Source organism: Gayadomonas joobiniege G7, from assembly GCF_000300815.1.
Taxonomy (GTDB): domain Bacteria; phylum Pseudomonadota; class Gammaproteobacteria; order Enterobacterales; family Alteromonadaceae; genus Catenovulum; species Catenovulum joobiniege.
The window spans coordinates 303,407-324,154 of record NZ_AMRX01000008.1 but is presented as its reverse complement, the minus strand read 5'-3'; the positions used below and the strand labels follow the sequence as shown (position 1 = coordinate 324,154).

Annotated in this window: 13 protein-coding genes; 4 read left to right on the top strand and 9 right to left on the bottom strand. The window is 41.7% G+C overall.

Features of this window, described 5'->3' with window-relative positions:
• Nucleotides 1-4: 4 nt before the first annotated feature.
• The 3 genes from C727_RS0116110 to C727_RS0116100 form a co-directional block, all read right to left on the bottom strand.
• Nucleotides 5-3,334, bottom strand: a complete 3,330-nt coding sequence (locus C727_RS0116110; protein ID WP_017446689.1) for a transglutaminase family protein — start codon at nucleotides 3,332-3,334, stop codon at nucleotides 5-7.
• Between the two features lie 147 nt (nucleotides 3,335-3,481).
• Nucleotides 3,482-5,440 (bottom strand): TonB-dependent receptor plug domain-containing protein, encoded by a 1,959-nt coding sequence (locus C727_RS0116105; RefSeq protein ID WP_237742361.1) that lies wholly within the window; start codon nucleotides 5,438-5,440, stop codon nucleotides 3,482-3,484.
• 116 nt (nucleotides 5,441-5,556) lie between these two features.
• Nucleotides 5,557-5,934, bottom strand: coding sequence for a hypothetical protein (locus C727_RS0116100; protein WP_155949287.1), 378 nt, complete (start codon nucleotides 5,932-5,934; stop codon nucleotides 5,557-5,559).
• A gap of 145 nt (nucleotides 5,935-6,079) precedes the next feature.
• Between C727_RS0116100 and C727_RS0116095 the strand changes: the two genes are divergently transcribed.
• Complete coding sequence (locus tag C727_RS0116095) at nucleotides 6,080-6,370, top strand: putative quinol monooxygenase (protein WP_017446686.1); 291 nt, start codon at nucleotides 6,080-6,082, stop codon at nucleotides 6,368-6,370.
• A gap of 40 nt (nucleotides 6,371-6,410) precedes the next feature.
• On the opposite strand, the gene C727_RS19205 is transcribed toward C727_RS0116095, so the two are convergent.
• Complete coding sequence (locus tag C727_RS19205; protein WP_017446685.1) at nucleotides 6,411-7,922, bottom strand: LamG domain-containing protein; 1,512 nt, start codon at nucleotides 7,920-7,922, stop codon at nucleotides 6,411-6,413.
• Nucleotides 7,923-8,150: 228 nt separating this feature from the next.
• On the opposite strand from C727_RS19205, the gene C727_RS19200 reads away from it, so the two are divergent.
• On the top strand, nucleotides 8,151-9,002 hold the full coding sequence (locus C727_RS19200) for a LytR/AlgR family response regulator transcription factor (RefSeq protein ID WP_017446684.1): 852 nt from the start codon (nucleotides 8,151-8,153) through the stop codon (nucleotides 9,000-9,002).
• Nucleotides 9,003-9,364: 362 nt separating this feature from the next.
• On the opposite strand, the gene C727_RS0116075 is transcribed toward C727_RS19200, so the two are convergent.
• The 3 genes from C727_RS0116075 to C727_RS0116065 are packed head-to-tail and all read right to left on the bottom strand — an operon-like array spanning nucleotide 9,365 to nucleotide 12,967.
• Complete coding sequence (locus C727_RS0116075) at nucleotides 9,365-10,441, bottom strand: Gfo/Idh/MocA family protein (RefSeq protein WP_017446682.1); 1,077 nt, start codon at nucleotides 10,439-10,441, stop codon at nucleotides 9,365-9,367.
• A 1-nt stretch (nucleotide 10,442) separates the two neighbouring features.
• Nucleotides 10,443-11,807: a divalent metal cation transporter gene (locus C727_RS0116070; protein ID WP_017446681.1), complete on the bottom strand. Its 1,365-nt coding sequence runs from the start codon at nucleotides 11,805-11,807 to the stop codon at nucleotides 10,443-10,445.
• Between the two features lie 14 nt (nucleotides 11,808-11,821).
• Nucleotides 11,822-12,967, bottom strand: a complete 1,146-nt coding sequence (locus C727_RS0116065) for a Gfo/Idh/MocA family protein (RefSeq protein WP_017446680.1) — start codon at nucleotides 12,965-12,967, stop codon at nucleotides 11,822-11,824.
• A 271-nt stretch (nucleotides 12,968-13,238) separates the two neighbouring features.
• Between C727_RS0116065 and C727_RS0116055 the strand changes: the two genes are divergently transcribed.
• Nucleotides 13,239-14,375 (top strand): 3-dehydroquinate synthase, encoded by a 1,137-nt coding sequence (locus tag C727_RS0116055; RefSeq protein WP_017446678.1) that lies wholly within the window; start codon nucleotides 13,239-13,241, stop codon nucleotides 14,373-14,375.
• Nucleotides 14,376-15,210: 835 nt separating this feature from the next.
• On the opposite strand, the gene C727_RS0116050 is transcribed toward C727_RS0116055, so the two are convergent.
• Both C727_RS0116050 and C727_RS18780 read right to left on the bottom strand, forming a co-directional pair.
• Nucleotides 15,211-16,215, bottom strand: coding sequence for an aldo/keto reductase (locus C727_RS0116050; protein ID WP_017446677.1), 1,005 nt, complete (start codon nucleotides 16,213-16,215; stop codon nucleotides 15,211-15,213).
• Nucleotides 16,216-16,360: 145 nt separating this feature from the next.
• Nucleotides 16,361-18,124, bottom strand: coding sequence for a tetratricopeptide repeat protein (locus C727_RS18780; protein ID WP_017446676.1), 1,764 nt, complete (start codon nucleotides 18,122-18,124; stop codon nucleotides 16,361-16,363).
• Nucleotides 18,125-18,315: 191 nt separating this feature from the next.
• On the opposite strand from C727_RS18780, the gene C727_RS0116040 reads away from it, so the two are divergent.
• Nucleotides 18,316-20,733 carry a hypothetical protein gene (locus C727_RS0116040; RefSeq protein WP_017446675.1) on the top strand — a complete coding sequence of 806 codons (2,418 nt, stop codon included), beginning with the start codon at nucleotides 18,316-18,318 and terminating at the stop codon, nucleotides 20,731-20,733.
• Nucleotides 20,734-20,748: the final 15 nt, after the last annotated feature.

Here is a 20,748-nt window from a genome sequence, read left to right as displayed (position 1 = left end):
CTATTTATTTAAAGTGTATTTTGCGACGTAAATCTAAAGTATTGGGATACTCGTAATTGGGCGCTTCTTCCGCTGGTAATACAAAATCAACAAGAGGTTCATGGTCGACGCATACATATTGCATTTGGTTTGGCTGCCAACTCGTGTCCTTATATTGGTTTAATTGGTGCTGAGTATTTGGGCTATGACCATGATCCCAAAATCTTGCAAGGCGACGCCCTTCGGCTTCAAATGCATTAATAGGCAAGGTGGCAAAACTTCGCCCTCCTGGGTGCGCAACATGATAGGTAAAACCGCCCACAGAGCGACCGGCCCAACTATCGTATAGATCAAAAATCAAAGGTGCATGCACCCCTATCGTCGGATGCAAAGCGCTAGCAGGTTGCCACGCCCGAAAACGCACTCCAGCCACCATAGTGCCTTTGTCTGATACTGTTTTCATTGGCACGCGGCGACCATTACAGGTCACTATATAACGCTCGCCTACCAAACCAGATACTTTAATTTGCACCCGCTCAAGCGATGAATCAACATAACGAGAAGTCCCTGAACTCGTCGATTCTTCACCTAATACATGCCAAGGCTCGATCGCGGTTCTAAGTTCAAGCTCGATCCCTTCAATTTTTTTAAACCCACAGCGAGGAAACCTAAACTCAAAAAATGGCTCAAACCAACTTAGTTTAACCGGATATCCCGCTTCTTGCAGATCTTTGCATACCTCGGCAATGTCCTGTTTAACAAAGTCGGGCAATAAAAATTTATCGTGTAACTCAGTTCCCCAACGCACCAGCGGCTTATGGTAAGGTTGTTGCCAAAACCAAACTAATAAGGTTCTTAATAGCAGCATTTGCAACATACTCATGCGCTCATGGGGCGGCATTTCGAATCCTCTAAACTCAACTATGCCAAGCCGACCGCTGGCCGAATCAGGAGAATAGAGCTTATCAATACAAAATTCGGCTCTATGTGTATTGCCAGTTAAATCAACCAGCAAATTACGCAATAACCGGTCAACTAACCAAGGTTGTGGGCTTTCTCCACTCGGCATTTGGGCGAATGCAATTTCTAATTCGTATAACAATTCATCCCTGGCTTCATCAACTCTGGGGGCTTGACTGGTTGGGCCGATAAACAAACCAGAAAATAAATAGGATAACCCTGGATGATGCTGCCAGTAGGTAATAAAACTGCGCAAGACGTCTGGCCGACGTAAAAATGGGCTTTGCAGAGGGCTACTCGCACCCATAGTGACATGATTACCGCCGCCCGTTCCTGTGTGACGGCCATCTATCATAAATTTATCTGTGCCTAAGCGACAAGTTTTTGCCAGCGCGTAGAGGACTTCTGTTTTTTTCACCAGTTCAGTCCAACTCACCGACGGGTGAATATTAACCTCTATTACACCTGGATCTGGAGTAACCGCAAATTTTTCTATTCTTGGATCACCAGGTGGCGAATAACCTTCAATCACAACCGGCATAGCCAATGTGTCAGCAACCGCTTCAATAGCATTGAGCAGTTTACAATAGTCTTCAGCGTGACTTAACGGTGGCATAAATATATAGATATGGCCGTCTCTGGCTTCAATGGCCATGGCTGTTTTAATAACTGACTCAACCACCCGTCCTGATTGTTTTTGTTTAAACGCTTTGCTCGTCTGGCTACTCAAAGTAGCCGGAATGTCGCTTAAATCCCGCTCAATAAAAGCTAAAGTACCGGTTAAGCTGTCTAACGGCAAACGATAACCGAGTGGCGAATCACCCGGTAGTAAAAAACAATGTTGGCGTTTAAACTGCCATACACAAGACTCCCATCGGCCCTGTTCAATTTGCAGCGGGATCACGTATCCGGCTGCTTTGTCTAACCCACGCTCTAGTTTTTTTAAAAAACCCGCTCTGGTCATGGCTTGCAATAGTTCAGGTTCATCCGGTGATGGATCTATTGGCAAAGCGCCTTCTTGCCATAAATGATATAAAACATCTTCATACGCTGTGGTGATCACCTTTTGATTTAAACCTAACTGTCCAACTAAAGCCTCGGTAAATAATTTTGCGTCTTTTTCGCTATAGTTGGTTGCTTTGTTTAAATCAGCGAGCAGACTATTATCGTGCCATAACTTATGACCATCTTTGCGCCAGTAACAGGCGTATTGCCATCTGGGTAGTGGCTCGCCTGGGTACCATTTACCTTGCCCATAATGTCGAATACCGCCATAGCTAAACTCGTCCTGCATTTTTAAAAACAATTGATGAGCGAGTCTACGCTTGTCTTTACCATCGGCTGCTGTGTTCCACTGAGCACTTTCCATGTCATCAATTGAGATGAAGGTTGGTTCCCCCCCCATAGTTAGCTCTATTTGATGCTGGCTCAATGCTTGATCAACCGATTGACCTAATTGGTTAATTTCACTCCATTGCGCTTCAGAGTAAGGTTTAGTTACGCGAGGCATCTCATGTACGCGAGTAACCTTATTGGCAAAATTAAAATCTATCGTTTTACATTCTTCTAAAGCTCCGGTAACAGGCGCTGCCGTGCTGGGCTCAGGGGTACAAGCAAGCGGAATATGACCTTCACCGGCAAACAAGCCTGAGGTCGGATCTAGCCCTATCCAACCGGCCCCGGGTACATAAACTTCGGTCCAGGCATGCAGATCGGTAAAATCCTCTTCGGGACCACTCGGCCCATCTAGAGATTTTTCGTCAGGCGCTAGTTGAACCAGATACCCAGAAACAAAACGAGCCGCTAATCCTAGGTTACGACACAACTGAACCAATAACCAAGCAGAATCCCGACATGAACCTGACTGTTTTTTGATTGTTTCATCAACCGTTTGCACACCAGGTTCCATTCGAATACCATATTCAATTTTTTGATATACAAATTGATTCACCGCAACAATAAAATCGATTGTAGAGACAGGTTTTTCAGGCGTTTGGCTAGCAATCCACTCAGCAAAGGTCTCTGACACGGGCAGAGTTTCTAAATAGGGTGATAAATCTTTTGCTAATCGGTCTGGATAACTAAAAGGAAATTTTTCGGCATAACTCTCTAAAAAAAAGTCAAACGGATTAATCACCGTCATCTCTGCAACTAAATCGACTGTGAAATAAAATTTATCGGTTTTTTCTGGAAAAACCACACGTGCTAAATAATTTCCAAACGGATCCTGTTGCCAATTAATAAAATGATCTTGTGGGAATATTTTTAACGAGTAACTTTTTATTGGAGTGCGACAATGTGGTGCAGGTCGTAATCGAAATAGGTGCGGGTCCAGCTGAATGTTCTTATCGTAGGTGTATTCCGTATGGTGCGTAATGCCAACTGTAATGGTCATGTATTCGTCCTCTGCCCTTTATGCTTCCACTTTAATAAGCAATTGCCATGCCTGCCAACGAATATTTTATTAAAGTTTTATTAAGCGTAGGCGTTGTTTGCAAAATTACCACCACTCAAAGACACAAGCGATGGTAATGATTTGCCATTAACTGTCGAATTTAAACCTAAAACCCGCATTAACGGTAAAACCGTCATTTCTAGACCAAATGTCTGTTGTCCAGCGGCCACTCGGCGCTTGTTGGGGCAAAATAAGCGAATGCTCTTTGCTTTGCCTAACGTTTAGCAGATTTTCGGCATTGACAAACCAACTCACTCGGCCAAGGGTGATTTGTGCGAGTAAACCTAAATGCCAATACGCTTTGCTCTGGTTCAAATAGGGGTTATCAACCAACCTTTGTGTGCCTGTGTAATAAGACTCAAAACCCACGATATGACTGCCATGCTCTTCCCACATAACCACAACCCCAGCCGAATGACGTGGTGTCAGGGTGAGCGGCACTCGGCCGTCTGTAGACGGGTTTAATTTAGTCGCATCTGTATATAAATAACTACCAGTTACTTTAAAATCGTGCCAGCGGTAACGTAACAATAACTCAGCACCACGAATTTGACTCTCACCTAGCGTATTAACTAATTGCACGCGTTTGCCAGAATCCGATTCCTGTGCAAGCGTTGCAAGCTCGGTCACCTGCTCAATGTCAGAGGCAAATAAGGTCAGGCTGGTTTCGGCATTGCCAGCGATATAACTCACATCAACCGATGCGGTCGTTGCCTCTTCGGCGTTGAGATCTTCTAATGGCATTAAACGGGATAAACCCACTTCATCAATATCTTCAATAAAAGGGCTAGGGGCAAAAAAACCTTTACCGTAAGCACCACGGATGGTCCAATTTTCTGGATGATATAATACTGACAAACGTGGGCTAAATTGGGTACCGTATTGGCTATGCCAATCGCCTCGACCACTTAGCGAAAGCGACAAAGCTTCGCCGATATCATAATCCAGTTGCCCAAACAGGCCAGGCACTTGATAGCTATAATCAAACTCTGGATACTGTTGCGAGCTGAATTGATCGGTCTGATAGGCCACTCCAAATACCCACGCAAAGGCATGGTTATAACCAGACACACTCGATTCTAATAAATAACTCTCGTGCGTATCCTCTTCAAAACGAGGCCCATATTGGTGATCGTGTGATTGTTTCATTGCCGAGCCACGAACATTAATATTAAGCACTTGGCCAATTGCTCTATCGTAAATAAAACCTAAATCGGTGCGTAAACTATCTTGTGCTTGTTTATAGGACTGGCCGTCTGGCATAACGGCTTGCCCTTGTGTCCCACCTTGCCGCTGCTCTTTCATGGCACCCAATGTCAGGTACAAATTATCATCATTTTCCCCTTGCCAGTAAAACCTTGGGCGTACATTAACACGCTCATATCCAGCTAAATCAATCCAACCATCATGGTCTAAGTCTTGTTCTTTTTGATGATGGATACCTGAGGTAAACGAAGCTTTTAACGAATCTGAAATGGGCGTGGCGAAATAAGACGTTAAATCCTGACCATTTTTAGATGTCAGGTTCCCCATCACTTCTCCTTCGAAGTGATTTTTTGGCGTTCGAGAAATTAAATTGATCACCCCGCCAAGCGCTGAACCTCCATATAAAGATGAAGCTGATCCTTTAATAATTTCAACGTTGGCTAAATCGGTCGGTGGAATTTGCAACAAACCGATAGATGCAGTTTGGCCACCATACAGGGGTAAACCATCACTTAATAATTGGGTATAGCGGCCATACAAACCCTGCAAACGAATATTGGCGCTGCCCAATGAAGGCGATGTGGTTTGCACCCGAACGCCGCCAGTTTCAGCCACTAACATAGAGATATTTCCAGGCCGCATAATGGCTTTTTCTTGTATTTCTTCGCCATTAATCAGCTCAATACGAGTCGCTGACTCAGTGACAATACGTCCAAGCCGTGACGCACGTACTTGAATGGTTTCTATTTCTGCTTCCTGTTTATGGTGCTCATCATGAGCATGTTCTGAGTGATTTTCATCGGCCAGAGCCGCAAATGTAGATGTAATTGATAGCAGCATTACGGCCGCCCGTTTATATGAATAATGATTCATTTTTACCTCAAACAAAATGATACAAACCAGCCTATGTATGCTGGTTAGCTAATATTAAAATCGCTATCGATTTTTAATCTGGCTTATGAGATAAAAATGGGTGGCCGATAAGGCTGCTGATGCCAGACTTCGTCTGGTTCTTGTAATGATTTACGGTAAAACTGAGAGATAAACTTTGGCCAGTACTCGAGCCTATCGCCTGTTAAATAAAGCGCTGGGCTACAAAAATGCCCCAAACAACTGCATTGGCCATCGCAACACTCCCAATCGCAGCAATTGTCTTGTTCTTGATCTGCTGATGCAGCGTTATTAGCGGATAAATTTTGCGGCAATTCATCTGCACAAGGGATATCAGCGATCGGTATATTCGCTTGGCTGCCAAATGGCAACCAAAGGATGAGCCAAATAAATAAGGTATAGTGTCTTAGGGCCATCAACTTTTTAAGCTTCTCTTTTTTCACAATCGCTCGTACAGAGATATAAACCAAGTTGTTTTTTTAGTTAGCCAAGTTTATCACAGACTTGCGAATTTTACAGGTGCAAGTTTTCCTATATGTAACCATTCATATGATACACTGGCTGAACTGGACCTTACTGGAGCAGAGTATGACAAAGTTAACCGTCATTGCTGATATTTACGCTGAAAAAGACCAAATAGAGAGAGTTAAACAAGCCCTAATTGGACTCATTGAACCGACTAAACAAGAAGCTGGCTGTCTTGATTATGAGCTACATCAAGATAATCAAGCACCTTCACATTTTATTTTTTATGAAAACTGGGCCAGTTTCGAGGCTTGGCAAGACCATATGCAATCAGAGCACATTCGCCAGTTTGGTGAAAAAACTCAAGGTTTAATTGAGTCTGCAAATATCCACCAAATGACACATTTAGAATAAGCTAAGGCCAGTGCTTAGCTTATCTCGGCACTGGCTCGTTTTATTTTTTAAATTTAGCTTTTAAAACGCCATCCAAAACAATTGTATACTCGCCGGAATCTAGCCCTCTAACATCAATTTGATTATTGTAACTAATGCCCTCTTGCGCAGATTCATTTTTTTGGTTGCGAATACTATATTGAAAAACTGCCCGCTCACCAGCAACCTTTAATTCTTGCTCAGGACTGAGTGTCCAAGTTGGTAAATTTTTTTTAAACTGGCTTTGCCAAGTCGTAGCAATAGGTAAAACAAATGTTTTGGCAAATACAAGCGGCGCTTGTTGCACTGTATTTAGCGTTTCAATTTGCAGTGAAACCCGATAGTGCTGAGAAGGCGTTAGTGATTGGCTAGTTATGATTTCTATCGGCATAAATGCGTAGCCGGCTTCGACGGGCAGTTTTGATGTTGCTAAGTTTACACCAAGCTCATCGCTTAACGTTATCCGAATAATGCTGTCTTGATTAATTTTATAGGTTAATAACAAGCTTAGCGTATTTTGGTCAACTAACCGAACGGCGTCTGTTTCTATCTGAGCCTGGTCGTTGTAAATAGCGGGAAGCGCAGAAGTTTCCGATAAACTGGCTGAGTCATTTGCAAGCTTGGCATCAACCAATTTATACGCACGCACCCAATCATAATAAGCAACATTTTTATCTGGATCAGCCAGTTCCTCGTCATTGGGTAGTTCCACCCAAGGAAACGGATAAGTTTCTGAGACTAAATTGACGCCCATCGGCTGGTCAAACGGTTTTTCTTTAACCTCATTGTAAAAAGCCATAAATTTAGGCTTGCCATTATTATAATAAAAGCTGGCAGACGACTCGTTATGCCACCAACCGCCATAAGTATTAAAGCTATCTGAAGCAAGTTGTTCTGATTTAAAAGTGACTTGGGGCGAGCGTAGATCTTGCATCTTACCATCACACCCTGCATACCAAAAATGTCCATTAGAATGCATGCCTTTGGCAAAAACTTTGCCATCAAAATTACCTTCCCGGCCAATCGACTCTTGAATGTCGAGTTCTAGGCCGTATCTGTCTTTACAATCTTCAGGTCCGGCAAAATCCCAGTTACGAGTCGCAAGCCAAAAGGTGGTAGACATAGTGGTTTTTGCCGCTTTGAACCTAGCTTCGTAATAACCAAAATAGGCATCTTCAGTTTTCGAAATCACAGCACCGCCAGCAACACTATATGTTCTTGGCGTGCCTTCTTCTGTGACTATGTCGCCGGATGTGATCACTTTGTCTTGTGGCAGTTTTTCACCTTTTATGCGCAGCAGACCTTCTTTAACCGTAATTTGCGACGGTAAAAAAATACCCGGCTCTCTCCCTGCCCAAGTGGGGTGATAGTCGTACCACTTTGTTTTATCCAATTCTGTGCCATTAAATTCATCAGAGAATTTTTCGTTCAGCACCCACTTTTTACCCAACGGTGGCTTAGGTGGCTCTGCGTTGACTTGCAGCGTAGTTAAAATCGGAGCTATAAATGCCCAGCTCAACATAAATTTTGTCATATCGGTCAGATTTCCCAAACAAGTGTATAAATATTTTGATAGTCAAAAATAAACCTGATCAGAGTCAGCCGAAAGAAAAATGGGATAAAAGTGTTAAATAAGGGATAAAAGTCAGTTATATCGCAGCTTGTTTGGACAACTGAACACAATCTACCATTCTATTTTAATCAGCAAACCGCTAAACTAAACCAATTATTTGTAAATATTTTGCTATTGGCGTTAAAGCTAATGATTCAAATTCGAGTAAAAAACGCATTGATTCAACCACTCGGTTTAATACACTTATCAGCTGCACAAACGCGATATATAGGTATGTTACTGCTCTCTTGGGTTGTGTTTTTAGGCTTTATGACCTTTTATTGCTATAGCCAAATGCTGGTCATTAATAAACCTATGTACACTAGCTTTGCTCAGGCATTTCAATGCGTTTTAAAAGACTGGATTGTCTGGCTTGCGGTTTCTCCTGTTTTAATACAGAGCGCGATAAAACCAGGTTCAGAACGTAAAATCAAACAATTCGCTATTTTGGGCGGTTTAGTCTCTTGTGTTTTGATAGCGGCAATCTATCGCATTGCGGTAGAATATTGGATTGCAGGTTATTCGGCATCCGATACCTTTTTACTCTACTTTCCACGTTATTTGTTGGCTTCTGGATTAGCACTGCTGATTTGCCACTTGCATGCAGATAAACTAACAACAACCGCCAAATGGGAAAAACAGACTAATACCTCCAGCATGCCAACAAAAGCACACGACGATAAATTACTGGTTTATAAAGGCAATAAACGTGTATTAATTGATATAAAATCTATTCAGTTTATTAACGTCAGTGGAAACTATCTAGAAATCAACACGGAAAACGAGCACTACCTTCTGCGAAAAACAATGAAACAAATGCAATGTGAGTTAGATTCAAACCAGTTTATCCGTATTCATAGATCTTATTTGGTCAACCTGTCGGCCGTTGCGAGTGTTTGTCCTTCAAAACTAGAAGCTGAGTTAGCCAACGGCCAAACACTTAGATTAGGAAAAAAATATCTAACCGCAATGCCACACTTTAAAAATATTGTTACGAAATAAAGCCAAGCACAGTGTTCGTTTATCCACTTGGAGTCTTAATCGTGAATACATAGTGAATTCACGATTTTTGGCAGGGATAACCAATGTTAGGTATCGGTTCCAACGGCCACATTGCATTTAATGACCTCGATCAGCAATAACAATGGGAATAGCTACAATCCTAGAATCCAGAAGCATCGTCTTATTAGTGAAAGCTGTAGCCAAAGCGCAGGCTCTGAAAGATGCGGTAGAAGGACAAATATCAGCTGATTGCCCAGCCCATCGACTTCTCTCAGGGCTATATTGGAAATCTTACAAGGCAAGTTATCATCTGCTTCTACCGCGTCAAAATGCCCGTTGAATCAATAGTAACTAAATAAATTTTAACTCGACTCAGCCAATTTTTGTGCGCGCATGCTAAGCTCAGCAGCTTTAAAAGTATGGCTCTGGCTCATTGCTAAATCCGTTCGATTAAGCACATCCAAAATTAACTGGCCGAAATAAGGAAATTCAGACTGTCCTAGACAATCAATTTCCTGTTCGCCGTTGGCATCGGTTAAAAAGATTTTAGATACAGGACTTTGCCGTGCAACATCTGTATATTTACGGCATTCAATTACCCCGTTAGTCCCCATGATGACAGTTCTGCCATCGCCCCAAACGGCTTGTCCTGCAGGCGTAAACCAATCAACGCGGGTGTAAAATGAAGCGCCATTATCCGCAGTCATAGAAATTTCGCCAAAATCTTCTAAACCGGGTTTATCCGGATTATTAAAGTTTTCAACTCGTGCAAAGTTTATGTTGGCATCTTGTGCGCCCGCATACGTTAAAAACTGCTCAACTTGGTGAGATCCTATATCGGTTAAAATACCACCGTAACAGCCTTTATCAAAAAACCAATCAGGTCGAGTCTCTTTTGCCAGCCGGTGTGGTGCTAGGTTAATCACCTGAAGTACACGGCCAATCGCTCCCTGTTTAATCATTTCTCCAGCCTGCCAAGCCGCTTCATTGTGCAAACGCTCAGCATAATAAACGGCATAAATTTGCTGGGTCTGGGATACCACGTTTTTAACTTCTTCTAACTGAGCTAAGGTAGTAAACGGCGACTTGTCGGTAAAATAGTCTTTTCCAGCGTGCATCACTTGAATGCCAATTTGCGCTCTTTCATGCGGAATGGCCGCGCTGGCAACTAAACGAGTGTCAGGGTCGGATAAAATCTGTTCAAAACTATCGGCTACTTTAGCCTGCGGATAGCGTTCGCAAAATGCGGCTAACCGTTTGGGATCTCTATCATAAACATATTTTAATGTGCCACCGGCCTGTAATAAACCATTGGTTTGCCCGTTAATATGCCCATGATCTAAAAAAGCCACAGAAAATATGAATTCGCCCGGCGCCACCACTTTTTTTGATTGTCCAAGCGGCGCATAATTTGCGCCGTCTTTTGCATTTACGGTCATGTTAACTTCCTAACTTAATATAAGTTGAATACACTACACTCGCCAAAACTGTGATAATACAAATCGTCATCGCGAGATTAATCCAGATACGTTTGTTCCCCGCTGGCATTGCACGACCTAAATACGCTTTTTTATTATTTAATACTGCCCAACCGATATAAGCCACTGGTAATAAAAACCCACATATCGCGGAAGTCGGTAGCACCACGTAAGCGCCCATGGTTTTCCATACAAATACCCCTAAAATTGCTGGTGTTGGTGCCAATAAAGCCAGTTTGTATTTTAAGCTTTTTTCTGACCAATTGAACATGGCCGCAGCAGCACTGCCACAGCAAAGCATGTGCATGACTAATGAGCCAACTGCCATCCCCAAAATACCAAAAGCAAAAACCAACCGACTGGTCACTTCATCTAAACCTGCCGACATAAACATGGTGCCAGCTTGGGTAGGGCTAAGTTTTCCTTGAATATCCATATCTGATCCATAAAACGCGCCAGCCGCAGCAATAGAAATCAAGCTGGTCACTAAAATAAATGGAATAACCAGACCTAAACCAATGTCATAGCGCGCCAATTCGGCATGTTCAGCGGTCCATTTTTTATGCAACAGGGTGTAACCATAGATAAACGTCATATTGATACCAACCGCGCTGCCAAGTGCGGCCATGACCACAGTGACCCCTTGCGCGTCATCGGGCAATGAGGATGGAATATAACCCGCTAAAACAGCGCCCCAGTCTACTTTACCGTTAAGCGATGCAGATATAACGACCCAAGCAAAAGCGATAATTATTAATGCACTTAATATTTTAATGCCAGTTTCAAATATTTTAACCGCGTTATTTTTGCCGTTTTCATGATCGCCGTAGCGCCAAGCGGTAAACGCACACCCAGCCCAAATGATCACAGCCAACAGCAACAGGTATAAGTCGCGACCTAAGGTATTTTCCTGATCAACCGAAAAGCCACTACTCACCAAAACAATTTCTTCGAGCATAGCGGCCGCCAGCGGATAATGCGCAAACCCCCAAATGATACTTGACGCAAATGCAGCTATCGCCCAGGCCCAAGCTAGTGGAGCATTCACATACTTTTTCATTGCAGTAAAAGGTTTTATTTGGGTGTGCAAAGTTTGATGAGAGAGTGCGAATAACATAATACAGCCAATGATAACGGCTAGTGGCTGCACCCACAAAAGTTCATAGCCAAATATAGCACCTATACTCAACGACGTCACCGCACTGCCGCCACCAAGTGTCATCGCACCTTGTAACCAACCTGGGCCACTTAACTTTAAATAAGTAGGCAACCTTTGATACCAAGCTTTACCGGCAAGTGCTCGGATACTCTCTAATTCTGCTGACATTGTGTTTCCTTAGCTCAACGATATGAAGCATTCATATCAATTTTTACTTCAGCATTCGACTTATTACGAAAGCTCGAAGCTGCTATTTTTTTATCTAATTCTGCTTGATAAACCGTTCTGTCTAGCGGTAGCACAACTTTCGCATCAAGCCAACTCGATAATAAAATCCCATTTGCAATATCTAACGACGCTAATCCTTCTTCTGCGGGTGCAATTAACTTTTCTCCAGTTAGGATAGCTGCGACAAAATTGTTCATTACAACAGCATGCTGATTCACTTTCTCTGTTGGTGGTTGCCATTGATAAGTTTGATTTTGAGGCATACCAAACATTTCGTCAGTTTGATAACAGAATTCAGCCGTTGTTTGATCGTTTTCAACAATGGTTAATTGTCCGGAGTCGAAGTGCAAGCTGCCTTTTTCACAGATGATGTCAAACCGATTAACACCGGGCGCTTCACCAGTTGATCCAACAAAGACACCGGTGGCACCATTTTCATAATTAAAAAAAGCAGTCGCTTCATCCTCTACCTCAATGTTGTGATATTTGCCAAATCCACACTGTGCGATAATGCTGTTCGGCACACCACATATCCACTGAAAAATATCTAGATTATGGATGCATTGGTTAACCAACAAACCGCCACCTTCGCCTTTCCAAGTTGCGCGCCAGTCACTGGTTTGAAAATAAATATCCGGTCTAAACCAGTTCGTCATTGTCCAGTGAGTACGGGTAATTGCACCAAACTGGTTTGACTGAACAAGCTGGTGCATCTTTTGATAAACCGGATCGGTTCGTTGGTTAAGCATTAGCGCAAATTGAACATTGTCAGTCTTCAACTTTAATAGCAGCTCACCTTCATAAGAAGATAAACCAATCGGTTTTTCTAACATCAGGTGCATTTGTTTATTTAAGGCATATTGGGCCATTTCAAAATGAGCAAAAGTAGGGCTTGCAATCAACACACTGTCGATTAACCCCGAATCAATCATTTGTTTATAATCATTAAAGTGTTCAACATCCGGATACTCGGATGAATTCACAGAACGTGAACAAACCGCCACTAAATGGCAGTTTTTAACCGCACCGCTGAGAATATTTTGGATGTGCTGGCGGGCAATATTGCCTAAACCAATCACCCCTAGCTTAATGGTTTGCATGAGGTCCCTTTATCATATGTTAACTGTTTGGGTGGTATTTTATAACATTAATAACAACTCAACCCAAATACTTTCACCAAAAACCGATTTAAAAAAAATTTCGCGTTTGGAAATTAAAAATAATTTTAAAAGAAAATCAATACGTTTACATATAAACTTATTAAATTTCGTACAAAAATGGTTAAATTTTATTATTTGCCCTTTTGCTATTTTTTTTAATTTAGTTTTAAATATGCGTTTACTGAATTTATTGAGTTTTTAAGGGGGCTCTATGCAAATCAATCAGAGCTTTACAGTTAGCTATCAGTATCCAGTGATCTTTACTGAAGATACCTTTTCTTCGAATAATCAATCGTTAATAAAGCTAATTGATAATCTGAGTGATCGTCCCGAGTTTTTATTATGTCTCGACAGCGAGGTAGCCGCTTGTCATCCCGAGTTATCACAAAAAGTCGCTGATTATCTAGCCGCCGCCGAGTTAAAGCTAAGTGATACTTTGATTATTCCTGGTGGTGAAGACTGTAAAAACCATACCCAATGGCTTGAAGACATTTATCAAGCCGTGGCAGATTATAAAATTGACCGTCATTCTTATATCATTGTTGTTGGTGGCGGCGCTGTAGTAGATGCTGTTGGTTATGCTGCAGCAACAGCACACAGAGGTATTCGCCTTATTCGTTTACCATCAACAGTGTTAGGACAAAACGATGCTGGGGTCGGCGTTAAAAACGCAATTAATTTTAATAAACGCAAAAATTATTTAGGCACTTTTGTACCACCCTTTGCGGTGATTAATGATTTTACGCTATTAAATAGTTTGCAAGTGCGAGACAAACGCTGCGGCATTGCTGAAGCCATTAAAGTTGCCTTAATCAAAGATAAAGAGTTTTTCAACCAGCTTTATGCTGACCGTTTTGAACTAGCTCAATTTGAGACCGCTGCGATGAAAAATATGATCATTAAAGGGGCAAAATGGCATCTTGATCATATTGCAACCAATGGCGACCCTTTTGAGTTCGGCTCGGCTCGGCCGTTAGATTTTGGTCATTGGTCTGCTCACAAGCTAGAAGAGCTTTCTAATAACGAACTCAGGCACGGCGAAGCCGTTGCCATTGGTATTGCTATTGACAGTTTATATTCGGTTTATGCGGGTCATTTAACACAAGCGGATGCCAATAAAATTATTACCTTGTTAACAACTTTAGGGTTTACTTTAAATCATAGCGCATTGCAGCAGTTAGATGTTGAACAAGCCTTAAATGAATTTAAAGAGCATCTAGGAGGCCGGTTATGCATCACTTTGTTGAATAACCTAGGCTCTGGTTTTGAAGCTAACCATATAAACAGCGAATGGATGAAAAAATCCATTGCTCAATTACAAAGCTCAGAATTAGAACTAGCTTGCTAACAATACGTTGGTGATGCACAAACATTGCGTAAAAGTGGCTTATTGTACTCAGTACATTAGGCCACTTTTACGTTTATGCAACCAGCCAACAAGTTCAGTTAATCAAGTATCTTAAATGAGCTCCGAAAAACACTAAGTACAAATCGCCACCTTGGCTACCAAGTCGTACAATCAGCCGCCTTTGCTCGCTTTAGCTAATTTTTTGATCGTACTTTTAGCCACCGTAGGTCAATTTTTTCAGATCTAGCCCGTACAATTAGCCACCTTTCCTTTCTATTGTATTTTTATTAAAGTACATATAGCCACCTTGTGATATTTACCTGCTTTAATTCTTTAATCGGCTAGTCTGATTTTATAAGTACATCTGGCCACCTTCTATTAAAATGACTATTTTCCCTGCTCAACTCAAGGTTTTTTAATCGTTCATTCAAAGTTAGAGCCGTACAGTTAGCCACCTTACTATAAAGTGCAACACCGAAAAAACACATGCAATCAATAAATACGTACAGTTAGCCACCTTTTTTCGAATTAGCGGTGCAGCGACCCAAATAGGCCTAACATAATGCCCATTCGAAGTACAAATAGCCACCTTTAGCGCATAATAAAGCCTCAGCCAGCGTTTTGCCAGCCAATATAAAAAGTACAAATGGCCACCTTTAAACAAATTCACGGCAGCACTAAAATAAAAAGCATCCCAAGGTGGCTAACTGTACTAGCTAAATGCTAACCGATATATGGAAAAGGTGGCATACTGTGCTTGTTTAAAGAAGATTAAAAGCGGCCACCTTGTCATTTAAGTGCAATAATCGCTCTTGTAAGGTGGCCTGATGTACTTTTAGGTAATTTTTATTTTAATCAAACCCTGATGATACATATCTTGCCAAAAGGCTTTAGGCACGTCTGCTTCGCTCAAACTTATGTTAGACTTAACGCGCTTAGGCGAGCTTGAGCTCAGCGCAATCGATTCAACGCCGTCAAATAAAAATGAAAATTGCACACAAGCTTGTGCACCCGTTATCTGGTACTTATCACAAAGTTGATGGAACTTATCACGCCAAGCAAATGCTTCGGGGTGGGTTTCTCTGGACACTTTTTTATAATCCAGATTATCACTCCCTAATAAAAACCCTGAGTTAAAAACAGCCGAGTTAATAATTTTAACACCTTGCTGATGTAACTTTTTGATGAGATCTAAAGTCGATTTTTTATGAGTAAAAGGCGTCAACGAACAAGCAAACATCGCCCAATCCAGCCGAACGTGATCGCTAATAAAGTCGATAACAGAAACATCTTTAGCCCCCACGCCTACAGATTCAACTTCGCCGCAATCACGTAAAGCTTGCAAAGCCCGGTAAGCCTCTAAAATATCTGCTTTACGCTGATCTAAATCGGCTTGATCGGTCGCCGCAGCCAAATATTCATCTGGATCATGAACAGAAACAATTTTAGCCTGATACGGTGACAACAATTGATTGCCTTCATGGTAACAGTCTAAAATACCTTGATAAGAAATATCTTGCACCGCATCATGTTTGATATTAACCCATGCGCCCGGCTCAAAGGTTGGCTCGGCTGTTTTTAACGGTGCCCTTTTCCAACCTAACTTATTACTAATTTTAACCGCCTCTGGTGCTATGTTTAGCTCTGATAAAGCAGTCGAGATGGACTCTAACGCAAGCCCTGCACCGTATTTTCCAGCGCTATCAAAAATAACCGTATCTGGACTATTTTGAATGGCCGCGTCAACGAGCTGAGTTTTAGTTTGTTTATCCAGTTCAACAAACAGGTTACCTAGGCTACTGGTGCCAAAAATGATTTTTGGAAGCTTAACTGTGCTCATAAAGATCCTAATTTATTTTTATATACAAATATACCAAATTAAATACAATAGTAAAAATAAAAAAGCGCTTTATTCGCAACCTGCTCACATAGTTATCCACTGTTTCTGTGGATAACTCTTTTTTAGCGTTTCCGCACTGCTACCATTAATAACCGCTACCAGCTAACGACTGTGCTAACTCGCAAGCGCCTTTATTCCCATTTTCACAACTAATGCCTGCCCAGTATTTAGCTTTAATTTTATTTTTCTGTACGCCTACGCCATCCGAATAAAAAATGGCCAAATTGGATTGACCGGTTGGATCTCCATTTTCAGCGGCTTTTTTAAACCAATAAAAAGCTTGTTTATCATCTTCACGAACACCTTCTCCACTGTCGTAACACACCGCTAGGTTATTTTGTGCACTAGCATAACCTTGCTCAGCAGATTTACGATACCAAATAACCGCAGCCGCTTTATCTTTGGCTACGCCAACGCCATGGTCGTACATCCAAGCTAAATTGTATTGGCCAATATAATTACCTTGTTGGGCTGATAAGCGATACCATTTTACAGCCGTTTGCGAATTTTTGCTGACACCTTGGCCGGTATCATATAAATTCCCTAGTGCATTTTGTGCATCTGAATCGCCAGCCTCAGCCGCTTTACGATACCATATGGCCGCTTGCTGATAATTTTGCTCGACCCCGCGGCCGTCTTCATAAGCCAACGCTAGATTATATTGCGCATAAACATTGCCCTGCTCAGCAGATTTTAAATACCAAAAAGCCGCCTTTTTATAATTTTGCGCTACCCCTTTACCTTTTTCGTATAAGTTACCTAAATTATTCTGTGCATCTGGGTAGCCTAGCTCTGACGCTTTTTGATACCAGTGCACTGCTGCCGCATAATCTTGCTCTGTTAATTCACCGTTGGCATAAATATAACCTAACTGATATTGAGCCGCCGCATAGCCTTGCAATGCCGCCTTTTGATACCAAACCATCGCTTCTGCGGCCGATTGTTCAACCCCTACGCCATTTTCATACATCCAGGCTAAGTTGTATTCAGCAATCATTAAACCTTGCTCGGCGGCTTTTTTATACCAGTGAAACCCTGCCTCTGGGTCTTTTTCAACACCCGTTCCTGTATTATAAAAAACACCCACCATATTTTGGGCATCAGCATCCCCTTGCTCAGCGGCCATTTTATACCAAATAAATGCTTGCTGAGGATCAGCTTCTACCCCTAAACCATCTTCGTATAGAGATGCCAAATTATATTGAGCATAAGCTGAACCCTGCTCTGCCGCTTTTAAATACCATGAATATGCTTTAGTCGGATCTGCCTCAACACCTTGGCCATTTTCATATAATGAACCTAAACTATTTTGCGCACCCGCGTGGCCTTGTGTTGCAGCTTTTAAATACCATTGATAGGCCTGTTCGTAATTCAACTTGGTGCCTTGAGCCGTTGCATACATCCAAGCAACAACACTCTGTGCATCTAAGTCGCCTTGCTCTGCAGCTTGTTGGTACCAAAAAAATGCTTGTGATAGATTTTTCTCAGCCCCTTCGCCCTTTTCATAACACCAAGCCAAGTTATATTGGGCGTTACGATTGCCCTGCTCCGCTGCTTGTTTATACCATTTAACCGCCAAGGCTTTATTTTGTTCAACACCCTGCCCCTCTAAATAAGCAATGGCTAAACTATTTTGCGCATCGCTATGGCCTAAATGGGCAGCTTGTTGAAACCAGTTAAAGGCTTTAACCTCGTCTTGCTCAACCGTATCCCCTTTTTGATATAGAACGGCTAATTGATATTGCGCTTCACTATCTCCGGCGCTTGCTTTTTGCGCCAATTCAGTGGCCTTTTCAGTTGCGTTGAGCGCAAAACTTATGCTGATGATCAGCGCTATTATGTATTTCATTCCCTAGCCTTTACCCTTGTTAAAATCTAATTTTAAACCAATTTTGTTAAAAAGTTAAAACAAGCACACTCACTCGACAAACACCATAAAGCTTAACAGACGGCACATAAAATCAATTAACTGTTAACAATTATCAATATTTAATGATAAACTGCACATGATTTCAACTTACTGTAGTGAGAAATAGATAAATGAATAAAGCCTTTGTGAGCAATAAACTAAGTTTAGCGATTTGTGTAAGCCTTTTTTTAACGGCCTGTGGTGGTGGCGGTTCGACAGAAACTAAAGAACCAACTGCCGTTATCGATACCAGCCCTGACCGCTTTACCCTTGACGCAATAACAGGCATTGCTTTAGATACTTGGGTAACAAGCAAACCCTTTAAAGTAGCAGGTATTAATGCGCCGACCGCAATAAAAATAACGGATGGAGAATACTCTGTTAATGGCTCAGCTTTTACTAATCAAAGCGGCACTATAAAGCTGGGCGATAGCATATCTGTCAGAGCTAAAAGCAAATCTGAGCACGCTAGTTCCCATACCGCCACTTTATTCATTGGCGATAAACAAGCAGACTTTATTATCACCACCTTAGCGGCCCCTACGTTTAATGGCACCCAGGTCAATGTGCATTTAGATACCTTGCACAGCATAAATGGCATTGATAGTTTTGAGCGCGAAAAATACATCACAATACATTCAAGCAACGTCGAAAATGACTGGGGACAAAACGATAGCCATAGTAACAATGCTGCCAATGCATTAGGTGATGACTTAGTGTTTGATTTTATTGAAGGCCATAACGTTTATTTTGGACGTGAAACTGGTAGCTTGGGCTGGAATTTACGCAATGTTCGCCAAGATGATAGCCGACCCGGTTATGTTGACCCTGCCAGTCTAATAAGCCGCGCGGGCGATTCTAACTGGACATACGACAACAGCCAGCAAGCTAAATTTAAAAATGGCCGTCAACTTGAAGATCGCATGGCCGGAATGATAGTTGGTGGCCAACAGCACCCTTATTGGCCAGAAGGCACAGAGATCACGCCAGTGGCAAAATTAGCTGAGCCAAAATGGTCATTTTCACAGACAGATACTGCTAATGAACCATTAGGAACTGCCACCGGAGAATATTTTGCTCGATATTTGCAAAACTTTTACCGTCAATCATCAGAAGATGCTGGGCCCCCTAAACCTAAATACTTTGAAGTGATGAACGAACCTTTATACGATTTAAGTACAGACAGAGAAGGTGAAACAAATTATGTGGAGCCGCTAAAAGTCTTTGAGTTTCATAATACTGTGGCCAAAGAGATAGCTAAAATTAGTGACAACCATGATATTTTAGTGGGAGGTTATACGATAGCTTTTCCAGATTTTGATAAAAACAACTTTCAGCGCTGGCATGACAGAGACAAATTGTTTATTGATACATCCGGCGAATACATGGATTTTTATTCAATCCATTTGTACGATTTTCCTGAGTTTAAAAACTCAGAGCGTTATCGCCGTGGCAGTAATTTAGAAGCCACTTTAGATATGTTAGAGCAATATAGCCAAATAAAACTTGGGGAAATTAAACCAATTGTAATTTCCGAAGTGGGCTCATCGACTCATATCATGGTTAACCAAGATTGGAGCCCGCAAAGGGATGCCGAAAAGGTACGCTCAATTACCAGCATGAATACTCAGTTTTTAGAGCGTCCCGATACGATAGCTAAAGTGATCCCTTTTATTCCTGTGAAAGCAGAATGGGGTCGTCGAATAAAAGATGATGATACCAGCATCGCCTATTCGAGCCGTTTGATGATCCAACAGTTTGAGCGTGATGGCAGCAATAATACAGACTGGGTTTATTCTGATCATATTTATTTTTACAAACTATGGAAAGAGGTAGCTGGTAAACGCGCCGTTAGCACAAGCACAGACTTAGATATTCAAAGCCAAGTATTTATTGATGGTAAAACGGCTTATGTGGTGTTAACCAGCTTAGAGTTTGATGATAGAGCAATCCAGTTGAATACTTTAGGCGTTGATAATAATTCATTAAGTTCGGTTGAAATCAAAACGCTTGGTTATAGTGAGCAAAATACAGTTGATTATCAAATCACTAATATGACTGAGTTGCCTGATAATTGGGTTTTACCTGCCGAAGCCACTCAAATTATCAAACTCACTTATAGCAGTGATATCAATCAAAAAGAATCAGCGAGTACAATTAAATATTATGCTAGTGAGTACTTACAGGCAATACAAGCCTATAGTCCAATGAGTTTTAACATCGATGATGTGAATGTTGGCAGTCAAGGATATGCTGTGCTAAGAATGGGTTTAGGGCGCGATCATGGTAAATCCTTAACACCAAAAGTAACAATTAATGGTGTCACGCTAACCGTACCCAGTGATTTTAGAGGTTATGATCAAAAACAAGGGAAATCAAAAACTGGCCGCGAAAACTTTTTTGGTGTGATAGAGATCCCTGTGCCTTACTCAGCACTGCAAAGCGATAATAATGTTCAGATTGAGTTTGCTGACAACGGCGGTTATGTCAGTAGTATGGCGCTGCAAGTGGTCACTAGCAGTAAAAAGATTCAATATACACTTAATTAATCTTTTGCACTCACT